Raw genomic sequence first — 15,419 nt, 5'->3', positions numbered from 1 at the left:
ACCTTATTTATTTTACAATCACTTCCATGGGGTTAGTCAGGGTGCGGGTTAATCCATCGGGACCGGTTACCGTTACCCTCGAAATATAGAATCGGCGATTACGAGCCAGCTTGCGGAAGGTATCCTTCTGACGAGCCGAAAACTGTGCACCATCCGATGCCATCGGCACGGCGTTACCCATATTGTCGAAGAACACCGTTTCGAAGCTCTGCACACGGAATGCAATATCCAGTATGCCATCGTCGATAGCAGCACCCAGATGTTCTACAGCCACCAGCTGTCCCTTGCTCAAGGCTCCACCCTTGTATCGGGCGGGATTGCCATGCTCATCCTTCATCGATATATAAGGTGTAGGATCGGGCAATTTCCTGACACGGAAGGTGTACTGCCCCATCTGCTGGGCATGACCGGTATTGGTGCTGGTAACAGTAATCACAGCATTCTGTCCTATCTTTGCTGGACGTGCGATGTACTTGCCAGGCCCCACGCTCTGCAACGTACCATTGGTCATCGAGGCCTGAATCTTATTCAGCGGCACACCTGGCACACTGATGCTGATGGGGTTGGCATAACCTGCATAAAGCATGTTCATCAGGTCGGCCGATACAGTAGCGCTGGGCTCAACTACGGTGTAGTCCTGTGTAAACTCACGGCGTATGCGGTCGCCATTGCCATTCACCATCTCCATATAGCCCTTCAGCGTAAAGTCACCAGTCTTGCCACACACGGTTTCGTACAGTCCGTTCTGAAGGTTTACCTTCTGTCCGCCGATAAAGATATCGGGTACCTGGGTGGTATCAACAGCAGCCATCACGATACGGGCCGAGAAGCGGTCGCCACGAACAATCGTTTTTGAGTTGGGAATCACAAAGGCATCCAACAGGTTTACACGAACATCCTTCACGTCGATGTTCTGTACCAGAGTATGCAGAACCTCGCCCTCGGCATAGCGCACATCACTCTGCAGTTTCGACAGCAGCGTAACGGCAGCCGCAGCGGGCATCGACTCAAACATATATTCGGCCCAGTTCTTACCCATAGCACGCTTGGGCACCTGGGTAGTAAGATTGCTGGCTATAATCTGTCGCTGTTTCTCATCAGTTACCATCGTCAGCATACGCTCACGGAAACTGTTGATAGCCTTGTACAGTTTCTGTCCCTGTCCGTTGGTAGGCGAGAGCATCACGTAGTTAGCAGGCTCCTGATCCTCCTTATTGCGGATATTAGTGACATCGCCATCCTTGCCATCGGCCTCAACCACGATGGCCTGCTTCAGACTGGCAGCAAAGTTATACAGCGAGTCGCTCATCTGGCGCACCTGCTGGGCTTTGTCGTACCACTCGCGGGTTTTCTGCGGGTTAGCCTTCAGCTGCTGCTCAAAGGTTTTGTAGATGGCCAGGTTCTCCTTGGCGGAGTTACCTGTAGTGCGGTTCAGACTTTCCTCCACAATCGAAAAACCGTTGAGCACCTCGTTCGAAACGTTAAGTGCCAACATCGCCATCAGGACAACGTACATCAGGTTAATCATCCTCTGACGTGGAGAAACGGGTCTTTTCTTGATTGCCATAGTCGTTATGCGTTCATCTTAGCCGTCATTGCCTCAATCATACGGCTATAAATCTTATTCAGTTCTGCTATCTGGGCGGCCATCTTCTTGGTTTGTTCGTTAATATCATCGATCGTACCAATCTGGGCGCTGGCACTCTTCAACTGCATCTCGTAAACCTTGCAGATGCCAGTTAGCGTGCGGTTCAGGTTCTCCATCTCCTCAGAGTCGTGAGCCAGCTTCTCGTTCTGGGCCGATACCTTCGAGAGGGTCTCAGTCAGATGCTTCAGTTCCTCTACGTAGGTAGATGTAGCAGCATCCAGCTCGGGATGAGCCGAAACAGATGTCGGCTGGACTGCAACTGCCGACTGAACAGCTGCAGGCTGGGCGCTGGGTGTCGACGGTGAATTGGTCGATGAGCCAGTATAGGTACCACCGTTGCCATTAATGATGATGGTTCCACCATTACCACCTACTACAGTTGCGCTGCCGCCTTTACTTGCAACGGGCGCTTCACCATTCACGTTCACGTGGGTATCCAGCACCATACCATCGGTAGTCTTGTCGAACGGACGATCGAAGGCCGAAAGGAAAAAAACCAGCACCTCGGTACCCATACCAAGGAACAAGAAGAAATCGGCGCCCTTCAGGTGGGTAAGCTTAAACAGCGTACCTAAGATAACGATTGCTGCGCCCCACGAGTAGGCGTAGTTCAGGAACGTCTGTCCTGGCACACTGTCCATCCACTTCTGCAAGCGGTAAATTACATTATATTTGCTGTATATCGTCATAACTATTGCGTATTTAGTGTTTACTTTCTCTTACCTTTTGTGCTTTTGGCGCGCTCGCTGGTTGAATTGGCCAGACTGCGCACACAGCGGAATCCAATATACGAACGGGGCTGGTTCTGATACTCAGCTGTACGCCAGGCCGAACGGATATACGACTCGGGATCCTTCCACGAACCACCACGCACACTCTTACGCTTCAGGCGATAGGGATCCTCCTGAGCAGCGTTGTACTTCAGTGTGGGGTTGATATCGTTCATTGCCTCAACACCTGCCTCGGTATAGATGGTGCTGGTCCACTCGGCCACATTACCTGCCATATCGTAAAGTCCATTCGAGTTGGCCGAATAGATGCCCACCCTACTGGTAATCAGATTGCCATCCTTGGTATAGTTGCCATTATCGGGTTTAAAGTTGGCATAAAAACACCCCTTGCCACTGGCCACATCCTCGTTATCCCATGGGAACTCGTTCTGATCCTTGCCACGGGCGGCATACTCCCACTCTGCCTCGGTTGGCAGGCGGTAACGCTGCACATAACGGGCTGCGGGACCTAAGCCTTTCAGCAGATACTCAGTACGCCAGGCACAGTAAGCATTGGCCTGCTCCCAGGTTACACCTACCACGGGATAATCGTTGTAAGCGGGATTCGAGAAATAGTAACGCAGATACATCTCGTTATCAGCATTGGGGAAATCGTTTACCCAGCACGTGGTGTCGGGGAATACGTTTACGATATAGGTATTCAGGAAATCCCACGGTCCCGAAAGCGGACGATTGATACTCTCGCGAACAATACGCCCCTCGTCATCCACATAGGCCGTATCTTTCGATATCCACACCTGCTCGTCGGGATCAACTGTCAGGTCGGTATTCAGGTTGCGTTCCTGTGGGTTCAGTCGGTTACGACGCAGGGCTGCGGCGGTATAGTCGTACACCTCGTAGCGGTAGTTAAGCTGTCGGGAATCCAGCATTTTATCGCCTGTTACGGGATTGGTTACGTACATCGCATCAATAATCTCCTGCTCATCTTCGCTTGGGCGGCGGGGCAGCGGTTTCTTCCAGTTCAGCACGGTCGATATCTCGTTACCCTCGCGGTCGGTCTTTACCGTCTTGTAGGTTTCGTCAATCTCTGAAAGACGCTCGCGCAGGATAGAGTCGCGTACATAATTCACAAACTGGCGATACTTCGAGTTGGTAACCTCGGTCTCGTCCATCCAGAATCCATCTACCGAGATATCGCGTACGGGTGTTTTCTTACCCCACAGCGAATCCTGGTTCTCAATACCCATTTTCACATGGCCACGCTTAACCAGCACCATACCGTAGGGCGTAGGTTCGGTAAAAGCCCTGCCACTGGTACCTGTCACCTCACCGCCATTGGCTGTCATCAGCTTACCGCCAAAACAGCTAGTAAGCATCAGTGCCGCAACGGTGCATAGTCCTATCAGTTTCTTCATATTTATCTTATTTACTATAGTAATCTTACGCTCTTATGCAGATTTCTGCCCTTTTTATACAGATTCAACTCTGTCTCGTAGCCCACAAACAGTTCATGACTGCCGTTACCCACGTTAATGGCGCTGGTATAGCACTCGTAGCTGTAGCCCAGATGTATGCCGTGCCATCGGCCACCTACCAGCACCGTTACTGAGTTGGTAGGACTATACGAAAGGCCTGCGTACAACATCTTTTTATCGTGTTCGTACCTTACGCGCCCTGTTACATCGGCCCGCCAGGCCACCCCATCGGTGCGCCCTAACACAGAGGTCTGTATTTTAAAAAACGGATGATTTAGCTGAATATTGTATCCAGCGGTAAAATAATATGTTGCATCAATGCTCAGTTCGCTGGTTTCGCCCAGTGTTACCACGGGGTTGTTAAGGTGCAGAACCGATGCTCCCATGAACCATTTTCGGGTCTGATAGTAGATGCCTGCCGATATATCAAGTCCCGATCCGTTAATCGACGAGCTCGACAATACGGGGTCGCTGCCATCCTCGGGCATTTCGGCCTTACTACCATCAAACGTCTCGCCCAGCATACCCAACTGCACACCTACGCTCAGCTTGCCCTTCAGAACCCGTCGCTGGTAGGCATACTGCACAGCCAAGCGCTTGTGCGAGAACAGTCCGATATCATCGTTCAGCAGCTGCACACCCACACCATGATAGGTACCCAAGCCATACAGTTGCATGTCGGCCGCCGCGTACATGGTTTTTGGGTTGTGCTCAAAGCCTGCCAGCTGCAGCCCATAGGCCCCAGTCACATTCAACTTAGCCTTCTTACCCACAGTCGCGGGGTTAAATGATGGCTCCATTGCCCAGTAATGAGCAAAGGAAACATCGTATTGCGCCCGCACCGTTGCAGCCACAATCCACAGCCCTACTATTGCGATAATGAAACGTTTCACATATTATAAAACGTATTTCCGCGCTGTTTATTGTGTTTGGAGGCGTTTAACATTTTTAAGTGATAAATAACCGATAATTAACCTCGCAATTGGGCGAAAAGCAGTATTTTTGCAACCGACTTATTTTATTTAACACAAAAATTAAAAACTTAGTATGCAAAAGAAACTTACTACCTTATTAGGTATGGCATTAGCCGTTACCTGTGCCTTTGCACAAACAGAACTGTTTAAACCCTACAAACAAACAGCGCTCCGACTCCCTGCAGTACCCATTGTGGTTAACGATCCCTATTTTTCAATCTGGTCGCCCTACGACAAGTTAACCGAAGGCAACACACGTCTTTGGACAGGCGACGAGAAACCTTTGGAAGGATTGTTGCGCGTGGATGGCACTACCTACCGCTTTATGGGCGACAAAGAGCACAAGGTGCTGAAAGCCATCGCCCCGATGAGCGACGAGGCAGCTTGGGAGGGTCAGTACACAGAGACTAAACAGACTGATGGTTGGCACAAGCCAGATTTCAAAGCCGATGGCTGGCAGAAAGGTCGCGCTGCGTTTGGTAATGCTGGCGACAACATCCGCACGGGGTGGAGCAAGGAACATAGTGATATCTATATCCGTCGTGAGATTAACCTGACAGCCGAGGATTTGAAAGGCGACCTCTATGCCTTGTACTCACACGATGATGCCTGCGAGCTGTATATCAACGGCACACAGGTGGCAACAGGTCGTATGGATGCCGTATTCAATGAGTCGGTACACCTGAATGCCCAGCAGAAGCAGCTGCTGCACGAGGGACGCAACGTGATGGCTCTGCACGTATACAATAATGCGGGCGGTGCCTATGCCGACTTTGGATTGTATGCCAACATCGGTATCGAGGCAACCTCGGTTAAGACGGCTGTACAGAAGAGCGTCGACGTGATGGCCACTTCAACCTACTACACATTTACCTGCGGTCCGGTAGCATTGAATGTGGTGTTCACATCGCCTATGCTGATTGATGATCTCGACCTGCTCTCTACCCCCGTTTCGTATGTTTCGTATCAGGTAAAGAGCTTAGACCGCAAGAAGCACGACGTGCAGTTTGCATTGTTGGCAAGTCCACAGATTGCAACCAACAAGCCTCATCAGCCCACAGAGTCGACAGTGGTTTCAGTGAATGGTGTGAAGTATCTTAAGACAGGTACTATCGATCAGCCCATCCTGGCCAAGAAAGGCGATGGCATCGGCATAGATTGGGGTTATCTGTATGTAGCCGACTTCAACGGCAAGGTATCACTCGACAGCTACAACAACATTATCAACGGCTTTATGGCCAAGGGCGACCTGAACTGCGGTCAGCAGCTGGTGCGTGCTTACAAGCAAAACGACACCCCAGTACTGGCCTATGTTCATAACTTTGGTAAGGTTGACCAGCAGCCACAGGCATCGTTCTCGCTGATTGGCTACGACGAGGTTGAGGATATCGAGTATATGTACCAGCGCTACAAGGCCTACTGGGCACATGGTGGCAAGGTGGATATCTTCGACGCTTTCAATAAGCTGAACCGTAATTACAAGAGCATTATGGAGCGTTGCCGCGCCATGGATAAGCAGATTTACGACGATGCCCTGAAGGTAGGTAATGCGCACTATGCCGAGATTCTCTCTGGCTCTTATCGCCACGTGCTGGCAGCACATAAGCTGTTCGAGGACAACGAGGGACATCTGCTGTACTTCTCGAAGGAGAACAACTCTAACGGTTGCGTAAACACCGTGGATCTTACCTATCCATCGGCACCACTCTTCCTGGCTTACAACCCTGAGTTGCAGAAAGCCATGATGACCAGTATTTTTGAGTATAGTCGCTCTGGTCGCTGGACCAAGCCCTTTGCTGCTCACGACCTGGGCACCTACCCCATTGCCAACGGACAGGTATATGGTGGCGACATGCCTATCGAAGAGGCAGGTAACATGCTGACTCTGGCTGCACAGCTCTGCATCCAGGATGGTAACATCGATTACGTAAAGCCTTACTGGGACATTCTTACCCAGTGGACCGACTATCTGGTAGAGAACGGACAGGACCCATCGAACCAGTTGTGTACCGACGACTTTGCTGGCCACTGGCCACACAACTGTAACCTTTCGGTTAAAGCTATCATGGGCGTAGCAGGCTATGCGCTGATGGCCCGCATGAAAGGCGATGCCGCTACAGCCGAGCGCTATATGAACCGTGCCCGCCAGATGGCCAAGAAATGGGAGGCCGATGCTCGTGAGGGCGATCACTACAAGTTGGCATTCGACCGCCAGAACACTTGGAGTCAGAAATATAATATGATCTGGGACAAACTGTGGAACACCAACCTGTTTGGCGATGAGGTGATGCAGCGCGAGGTAAGCTACTACCTGAAGCAGCAGAACACCTACGGTCTGCCACTCGACATCCGTAAGGACTATACTAAGACCGACTGGATTATGTGGAGTGCAGCGATGGCCAACGATAAGGATACCTTCCTGAAGTTTGTGGAACCTATCTACAAATATATAGACGAGACGCAGTCGCGCGTGCCTATCAGCGACTGGCACGAGACAAAGACCGGAATGATGGTTGGATTCAAAGCTCGCTCGGTTATTGGTGGTTATTGGATGAGATTGTTAGTTAAGTAATATTGTTGTTATGAAAAAGAATCTGAGAAAGAGTCTTTTGGCTGTGGCACTGCTCCTTGGGGGCAGTGCTGTGGCAGCCACCGCACCTGTTGATTATGTCAACACGCTGGTAGGCACACAATCAAACCACGCACTCTCAACTGGCAATACCTACCCAGCTATCGCACTCCCCTGGGGCATGAATTTCTGGATGCCTCAGACTGGAAAGATGGGCGACGGATGGGCTTATACCTACGACGCAAGTAAGATTCGCGGATTGAAGCAGACCCATCAGCCTTCGCCCTGGATAAACGACTACGGACAGTTTGCCATCCTTCCCACTGTTGGCACCGTGTTCGATGAGGACAAGCGTGCCTCCTGGTTCTCGCATAAGGCCGAAACGGCCCGTCCGTATTACTATAAGGTGTATCTGGCTGATTACGACATCACAGCCGAGGTAACACCCACTGAACGTGCCGCTGTGATGCGATTCACTTACCCCGACTCCAAAGAGTCACGCATCGTAGTGGATGCTTTTGATAAGGGTTCGATGGTACGCATTATCGACGATTGCCACATTGAGGGTTATACCACCAAGAATAGTGGCGGCGTACCTGAGAACTTTAAGAACTATTTTGTGATTGAGAGCGACAAGCCGTTCACATTCCTCTCTACAGTAGCAGATGGCAAGATACAGGCCGACAAACGCGATTTTGAAGGTAATCATGCCGGTGCAGTAGTAGGATTCCAAACGGTTCGTGGCGAGACTGTAACCTTGCGTATAGCCTCATCGTTCATCAGCGCCGAGCAGGCCCGACAGAACCTGAAAGAGGTTAGCAATCGCTCGTTCGACACCGTATGCAATGACGGTCGCCAGCGTTGGAACACCATCCTTAGTAGACTGGAGGTTGAAGACAACAATGTTGATCACTTGCGCACCTTCTATTCTTGTTTGTATCGTTCGGTTCTATTCCCCCGTATGTTCCACGAGGTAAACAAGGCTGGCGAGATTGTACACTACAGTCCTTTCGACGGACAGGTGCACAGCGGACGTCTGTTCACCGATACTGGTTTCTGGGATACCTTCCGTTCGCTCTTTCCACTGCTCAACCTGGTATATCCTGAGATGAGCCAGCAGATGCAGGAGGGATTGGTGAACACCAATAAGGAGAGTGGATTCCTACCAGAGTGGGCCAGTCCTGGTCATCGCGGCTGCATGGTGGGCAACAACTCAGCCGCGGTGGTGGCCGATGCCTATCTGAAAGGCATGCGCGGCTACGATGTGGAGACACTCTGGCAGGCTGTAAAGCACGGTGCCAATGCTGTTCATCCTCAGGTATCAAGCACAGGCCGACTGGGATTTGAATATTATAACCGTCTGGGCTATGTGCCTTATAATGTTGGTATCAAAGAAAATGTGGCACGCACCTTAGAATATGCATACGACGACTGGTGTATCTATCGTTTAGGACAGGCACTCGGCAAATCTAAGAAAGAACTGAAACCTTATAAGGAGCGTGCCTTGAACTACCAGAACGTGTTCGACAAGGAAACCCGATTGATGCGTGGCAGAAATGAGGATGGTACCTTCCAGAGTCCGTTTAATCCACTGAAGTGGGGCGACGCCTTTACCGAGGGTAACTCATGGCACTACACCTGGTCGGTTTTCCACGATCCTGCAGGATTGATTCGTCTGATGGGAGGTAAGGAGAACTTTGTAGCTATGCTCGACTCCGTATTTAACCTGCCACCTGTTTTCGACGAGAGCTATTATCGTGCAGTGATTCACGAGATTCGCGAGATGCAGATCATGAATATGGGTAACTATGCCCATGGTAACCAGCCCATCCAGCACATGATTTATCTGTACGACTGGGCAGGACAGCCTTGGAAGGCTCAGTACTGGGTGCGTCAGGTGATGGACCGCATGTATCAGGCAGCACCTGATGGCTACTGCGGCGATGAGGACAACGGACAGACTTCGGCCTGGTATGTGTTCTCAGCTCTCGGTTTCTATCCCGTTTGTCCGGGTTCAGGGCAGTATGCACTGGGCACACCTTACTTTAATAAGATAACCCTGCATCTGGCCAACGGCAAAACACTGGTTATCAATGCCGACAGTAACAGCACAGAAAACTGCTACGTAAGCGAGATGAGCGTGAATGGTGCTGCTTATGATAAGAACTATCTGGAGCACACCGACCTGCTGAAGGGTGGCCGTATCGATTATCGTATGTCGTCAAAGCCCAATCAGCAACGAGGCACTAACGAGAACAGCCTCCCCTACTCGTTCTCAAATAACAGCCTAATTGTTAAATAGATATAATTCCTTGCAAAAACTTGGTACTTTGTTATACAAGGTACTAAGTTTTTGCTTATCTTTGCCGCAGAAATCTTTTAAAACGGTAAAGATATGAACATTGAAAATGCAAAGTCGCAAATGCGTAAAGGCATGCTCGAGTATTGTGTACTGCTACTCTTGAAGCATCGCCCATCGTATGCCAGCGACATTATCCAACAACTAAAAAACGCCGAGCTACTGGTGGTTGAGGGCACACTCTACCCACTATTAACCCGACTTAAGAACGATGGTTTGCTGCAGTACGAATGGCAGGAGTCAACCCAAGGACCGCCTCGTAAGTATTACGCCCTGAGCAAAGAGGGTGAAAAGTTTCTCGAAGGGTTGGATGCAGCCTGGCAGGAACTCTCTAACACCATTAATTATCTAAAGAATGTAACCCCCAAGTTATTGGAAGTAAAGGATTGAAGAATTGAAAGATTAAAGTTATGAAAAAGAATATTACCATCAACCTGTGTGGGCGTCTGTTTCAGATAGACGAGGATGCCTACGAGCTGCTGCAGCAGTACATTAACTCGCTCCGTTCATCGTTTGGGAAACAGGAGGGCGGCGACGAGATTGTGGACGACATCGAGACCCGCATCGCCGAACTCTTCGACGAACTGCGCCTGCAAGGCATCGAGGCCATCACCATCGAGCATGTTAAGGAAATCATCACCCGTATCGGCAAGCCCGAAGAGCTTACTGGCGAGGATGGCGAGAAGCAACAAGAAGGCAACGGCACCAACTGGGAAGAGCAGGCCCGTTCGGCGGGTCAGAAGATTTATGAGAATGTACGTGCACGTACAGCTGGCAAAAAACTGTATCGCAACCCCAAGGATAAGATGCTGGCAGGCGTACTGTCTGGTATTGCTGTATATACCAATACCGACCCTGTTATCTGGCGATTCCTGATGATATTGTTTACCTTCTGCTATGGTGTGGGTATCTTTATCTATCTGGTGTTGGCACTCGTTATTCCCGAAGCCAGAACACCCGAGCAGTTGTTGCAGATGGAAGGCAAGGATATAACGCCGCAGAACCTGGCCGATGTAGTGGTTGAGGGCGAAAAGCAGCACGTACAGCGCCCCGGTTTTATGCGTCTGTTGTTCATCATCCTCATGAAGATGGTTATAGCCTTTGTCGTTATCATTTCAATCGTCGTGTGCATTGCCCTATCGCTCGGATTCTTCGGCGTGCTCATTGCCACGGTTAGTGCAATGGTGCTGCCACTAAACAGTACCCTACCGTTCAGCCTCGGAGCTATGGGACTGGAAGGCGCATGGGTTAGCAACCCCAAACTGCTCATCATCTTTGTAATCGCCCTGTTCCTGGTATTGCTTCTGCCCATCTATGCCATTATCCACATGGTGCTCTCACTCACAGGCAAGATCCGCCCTATGGGTGTTATTCAGCGCATCGTAAACATCGTGCTTTGGGTTATCGCCGTATGCATCGCAGTGCCCTTAGGTATCACCATAGCCAATTATCATTACGACTATTACCAGGAGCGTTACCAAATCGATTCTACTACCACCTATCAGGGTGTAAAAATGGATGAGAATGATGCCGATTTCCTGCGACGTGGCAGCTGGAATCTGGTAAAGGCCAAGAACTGCGATCATTATACGTATTATGCTATGGATAGCCAGGGGTATAATAACGCGCGTTTTTTGGATGTGTTTAACGATCGTTGCGAGGAGATATTCCAAGCCGAGCGTAAGGAAAAGGTTGAACCAGGCATTTACCAGCTTACATGCTACGCCCGCGCCGAGGGGCCTGGCACCTTTATCTATGCCATGGGTAAAGAGAAACATCTACAAACCATCCCTGTAAACAATAACCCAGAAGACGAAATGGGTTGGAAGCCCATCACCATCGATAGCATAGAAGTAGCTGGCGATTCGATAGCCTACGGCATGTCGTCTGATGCGGTATTCACAGGCGAAACCTGCCGCGCCAAATGGTTCTCGGCCATGGACTTTGTACTTACCCGCACAGCCGACCTGCCAAATACAAAGAAATAATCGTGGTCACAAACAAAAAAAGAGAGCTGATGTTTGTCAGCTCTCTTTTTTGTATTTAATAAACCTCTAACTCGTAGATACGAGCGGCAGAATCCTGCCCCTGTGTAGGAGCTATCACAAAAAGTCGCAGGTAACGCACGCTGGTTGCAGTGAAGCTGCGATCGGTGTAGTTGTTGCGATTGCCTTCGAACATATCCAGCGTTTGCCACTCTTCGGTATCGCTATTACGGCCCTGCAGCAGACAGGTACGGGTGATATAAGCCAACTGCTCACAAGCAGCACTCAGCACACGCCAACGGGTGATAGTGGTAGGCTTGCCAAAATCGAATACAACATAGTTTGGGGCAGCCTGGGCATCGCACCACTTGGTATCAGGGTCGCCATCCATCAGCATGGCTGCGCTTTCGCTATTATTCACCTCGCCTGAGGTGGCGATAACCTTAGCATCGCGCAACAAGTTCACCTGGGGCTGGGTAGCAGCAGCTGTGGTTTGTGCATTGGGCAGGATAGATGTTTGGAACAATGGGGCTGCAGCAGTGCCATCGTTGGCATCATTAGCCACAGTAGCAGCAAACACTACCACATGCTCGTCAGCAGGCAACTGAACCTCGCGAACGCCCTTAGGCAGATCGATGCGTACACGGAACAAATAGGTGAACTCATAAGGCTCGTCGCCGGCTCCTGAGTGGCGGTGACTGCCCACCCATGCCACCTCGGCATCCTTGAGATAACCAACGGTCTGACCATCGTGTCCCCACTGGCCAATAAAGCCTGTGTAGTAGGGCACACCTACGGTTTGCTGTTTGCCAGCAACGGTGAAGGTGGCCTGACGGTCGTCGTTGTCCGAAGCTACCAGCAGATACAAGTGACGGTAGTCCTTATCAGTGGGAAGCTGCAAGGTCTGACCCTTACAGGTCAAGCCATTGGCAGCATCTTTCTCGCCAAAGGTGAAGGGGATATCGCCCACGGTGATACCTTCGTCGGGCAGCAGTTCGGCTGCATAGCTGTTACCACCCTCGAAGTTGCCCGAGGTGCGGAACTCGTTGAAGCTGAAACAGTGGCGGTCGAAATCGAGTGCCACCGACTGGGCATCGACAGCGGCAGACTTCTGACCTGCCAGCTGAACCTTATAGGTCTTGACGCTGTAAGGCTTGATATCTACCAGCAGCTGGGTGCCATCGGTCTTGGCATCGGTCAAGGTGCGTTCTGTACCATCGGCCTCAACAGCCTTCACAATAGCAGCAGGGAAGCTGATGCGAGCCTGCTGCGCTCCCTTACCACTCATCTCATACACACGAATCACATACTCATTGCTCACCTCGGCACGCTTCAGGGCACGAACAACAACATTTTTATTATCAGAATTTACAAACGAGAACTGACGGCCTAACTGACCTGCATGGCGATCGGCATGGAACGAACGCAGCGGACTGTTGAGACGGTCGGCCTGGCGAACAGCCTCAACAGCATCAAGCTCACCCTGATGACCTACCAGACTATAAGTGAACACATGATGACCGAAGTCCTGACGGGCCTGATAAGCATAGCTACGACCGGGCTTTGGCGAATAGAGCAGCGACAGGCGCAGGGTGTTGTCGGCGGGTTTATCCCAACCGTAGCGCGAATCGTTGAGCAATGTCACACCATAGTCGCCCTTGCGGTCGGTCAGGTCAGTCCACTCGTGGGCATACACCTCGAAGCTGTTATCGCGGTTGTTTCCACGGCGCACACTACCCAGACCGATATCGTAGGTAGCCTCGGCATTAGCCACGCTGAGTGGGAACTCGGCCTTGAGCAAGGCATTAAGCGAACGCCAATCCACCTCGTTCTCGAAATCGATACGATCGGCCTGTGCACCCTCGTACAGATGGATGCGCTGAATGATGTCGCTCTCGCCATATTTCTTCTTGATAACCAAAGTCTGTCGCAGGCTGCCAGGCTGGATGGTAATCTCTACAGCATCGTGAACAGGCAACGGAGTCTTATCGAGTGTGCGCTTCAGGATTTCCCAAGCAGGCCATCTCTCTGAACGACAGTCGTCGAACACCACCAGGCGCAGACTTTTTCCGTTAGCCACCAGCTGGCGGTTATTCTTTTTATCGATGAGGGATACTACATCACCAAAATCATCTACGGTGAGCTGATAACGCGACGACTGGATGGTTCGACCTGTGGTGGCGGCAGCCATCTTCTTATTGCCAGCAGCCTTAACACCATATACAGCCATACCAGTAGCAGGCACATCGGCATCGAACAGCAGTACACGCTTACCATCGCGCTCTACTACCTGCGAAGCCACACTATGACCATTAGCATCGGTTACACGGTAGTCGCGGTTATCATTCAGTTCCACCTGTGCGATGGCACGGACGGGTGTCGTCTCATTGTTATAAACCACAACAGGCTGACCAGAAACACGTGTATCCATCTGACGGGCGATGCCAGAAACGCTGTGTGTCAGCACATCAGAGAATTTCTTGAGTGCCAGCAGCTCGTCGTTCCACGAGAACTCATAGGCACGGGGAATGCTGGTACCAGTCAGGTCATCGTGGAACTGATGCCAGATGACACGCTTCCACGTATCGGTCATCACATCAGCTGGATAGCTGGCAGCGCCCAGCCAGTCGGCCATCACTGCTGTACGTTCAGCCGCATCACCCAGGTGTTCGTTCTGACGGTTATACAGTTTCATGGCAGCCTGCGAAGTATAGCAGCCGTTGCCATGAACGTCCATAGGCAACTCACCGTTGAATACTGGCAGTTCAGGGTGCTTGTCGTAAGGCAAATAATCTTTGTAGATCTGATCGCTGGTAGCACTCACAATCTTAATCGGACCGCTACCTTTGATACCTTTCTCGATAGCACGCACTGAGGCGATGGTGGGCGAACCACCGATATCGCCAGTACCATAGTAATGATAGGCCTGACCAAGCGGACTCTCACCTATCTCACGCAGCAACTGTTGGTTCTGCGACAGGTCTTCGTCGTTGTAACGCTGACTGTAGTTGAAACCGTGGGTCATCATGATACGACTGCCATCGATACCCTGCCACAGGCCAATGGTGTAAGGATAACGCTTGCCACCCTCGTAGAAGGGGTTGGTACGCCACACCAGTTTCTGCGACGAGAAACCAATCAAGCCGCAGTGAGCTGCCAGTGTGGGCAGCGTGTAACCAAAGCCAAAGCAGTCGGGCAAGAACACATCGGTGCTCTCTGTATTGAACTCCTGACGGTAGAACGTCTGCCCCAGCAAGATGTTACGCAACCACGATTCGGGCGAGCAGATAATCACCTCGTTGGCATCCCAGCCGCTACCGGTCAGGTGCCAGCGGCCATTGGCCACATAGTGTTTCAACTCGGCAAACTGCATCGGATAGTACTCCTTCATCCAGCTGTACTTCACAGCACCCTCAAAATTAAAGATGTAACTTGGATACTTTTTCAAAAGCATCAAGTTCTGGTCGATGGTACTCTTTACGTAATCGCGAATAGTGGTTTGCACGTCCCAGTTCCACTGGGTGTCAAGATGGGCATCGGCTACCATGTAGGCTTTCTTCTCGGCCTGCGCCATAGCTCCCGACGAGAGCAGCGCAGCCACAGCCACCGATAAAATTTTTTTAGAATTTTTCTTAATCATAGAATGTTTATTAATGGGTTGGTGCCGCAAAAGTAGCC

At 50.9% G+C, this 15,419-nt stretch carries 9 protein-coding genes; 4 read left to right on the top strand and 5 right to left on the bottom strand.

The features are described from left to right. Positions 1-7: 7 nt before the first annotated feature. From gldM to T499_RS0101280, 4 genes are read right to left on the bottom strand one after another with little or no spacing between them, the layout of a single operon-like run. Positions 8-1,567, bottom strand: coding sequence for a type IX secretion system motor protein PorM/GldM (gene gldM / locus T499_RS0101295; protein ID WP_033149475.1), 1,560 nt, complete (start codon positions 1,565-1,567; stop codon positions 8-10). 5 nt (positions 1,568-1,572) lie between these two features. Next, positions 1,573-2,337 (bottom strand): type IX secretion system motor protein PorL/GldL, encoded by a 765-nt coding sequence (gldL, locus tag T499_RS0101290; protein ID WP_033149474.1) that lies wholly within the window; start codon positions 2,335-2,337, stop codon positions 1,573-1,575. 20 nt (positions 2,338-2,357) lie between these two features. After that, positions 2,358-3,794 (bottom strand): T9SS ring complex lipoprotein PorK/GldK, encoded by a 1,437-nt coding sequence (locus T499_RS0101285; RefSeq protein ID WP_052173271.1) that lies wholly within the window; start codon positions 3,792-3,794, stop codon positions 2,358-2,360. 14 nt (positions 3,795-3,808) lie between these two features. Beyond that, a complete protein-coding gene (locus T499_RS0101280; protein ID WP_033149472.1) occupies positions 3,809-4,747 on the bottom strand; it encodes a PorP/SprF family type IX secretion system membrane protein in 939 nt (312 codons plus the stop codon). Between the two features lie 154 nt (positions 4,748-4,901). On the opposite strand from T499_RS0101280, the gene T499_RS0101275 reads away from it, so the two are divergent. From T499_RS0101275 to T499_RS0101260, 4 genes are all read left to right on the top strand, one after another. Beyond that, positions 4,902-7,400, top strand: a complete 2,499-nt coding sequence (locus T499_RS0101275) for a glutaminase family protein (protein ID WP_033149471.1) — start codon at positions 4,902-4,904, stop codon at positions 7,398-7,400. 22 nt (positions 7,401-7,422) lie between these two features. Next, entirely contained in the window at positions 7,423-9,699 is a 2,277-nt protein-coding gene (locus tag T499_RS0101270) for a GH92 family glycosyl hydrolase (RefSeq protein WP_369793362.1), read from the top strand. Between the two features lie 93 nt (positions 9,700-9,792). Then, the gene (locus T499_RS0101265) at positions 9,793-10,146 is read left to right on the top strand and encodes a PadR family transcriptional regulator (RefSeq protein ID WP_013063228.1); all 354 of its coding nucleotides are present in this window, start codon (positions 9,793-9,795) and stop codon (positions 10,144-10,146) included. A 20-nt stretch (positions 10,147-10,166) separates the two neighbouring features. Continuing rightward, on the top strand, positions 10,167-11,744 hold the full coding sequence (locus T499_RS0101260) for a PspC domain-containing protein (protein ID WP_013063819.1): 1,578 nt from the start codon (positions 10,167-10,169) through the stop codon (positions 11,742-11,744). A gap of 55 nt (positions 11,745-11,799) precedes the next feature. On the opposite strand, the gene T499_RS0101255 is transcribed toward T499_RS0101260, so the two are convergent. Continuing rightward, positions 11,800-15,381 (bottom strand): glycoside hydrolase family 38 N-terminal domain-containing protein, encoded by a 3,582-nt coding sequence (locus tag T499_RS0101255; RefSeq protein WP_033149469.1) that lies wholly within the window; start codon positions 15,379-15,381, stop codon positions 11,800-11,802. Between the last annotated feature and the right edge of the window lie 38 nt (positions 15,382-15,419).

It is taken from the genome of Prevotella sp. RM4 (assembly GCF_000701965.1).
Classification (GTDB): Bacteria; Bacteroidota; Bacteroidia; order Bacteroidales; family Bacteroidaceae; genus Prevotella; species Prevotella ruminicola.
Note: the sequence above shows the minus strand (reverse complement) of the source record. Positions and strands in the feature narration are given on the sequence as shown.

Excerpts from the sequence above, each read along its gene's own strand:
- gldM (WP_033149475.1), bottom strand. The coding sequence starts at position 1,567 with ATGGCAATCAAGAAAAGACCCGTTTCTCCACGTCAGAGGATGATTAAC.
- gldL (WP_033149474.1), bottom strand. The coding sequence starts at position 2,337 with ATGACGATATACAGCAAATATAATGTAATTTACCGCTTGCAGAAGTGG.
- T499_RS0101285 (WP_052173271.1), bottom strand. The coding sequence starts at position 3,794 with ATGAAGAAACTGATAGGACTATGCACCGTTGCGGCACTGATGCTTACT.
- T499_RS0101275 (WP_033149471.1), top strand. The coding sequence starts at position 4,902 with ATGCAAAAGAAACTTACTACCTTATTAGGTATGGCATTAGCCGTTACC.
- T499_RS0101265 (WP_013063228.1), top strand. The coding sequence starts at position 9,793 with ATGAACATTGAAAATGCAAAGTCGCAAATGCGTAAAGGCATGCTCGAG.
- T499_RS0101260 (WP_013063819.1), top strand. The coding sequence starts at position 10,167 with ATGAAAAAGAATATTACCATCAACCTGTGTGGGCGTCTGTTTCAGATA.
- T499_RS0101255 (WP_033149469.1), bottom strand. The coding sequence starts at position 15,381 with ATGATTAAGAAAAATTCTAAAAAAATTTTATCGGTGGCTGTGGCTGCG.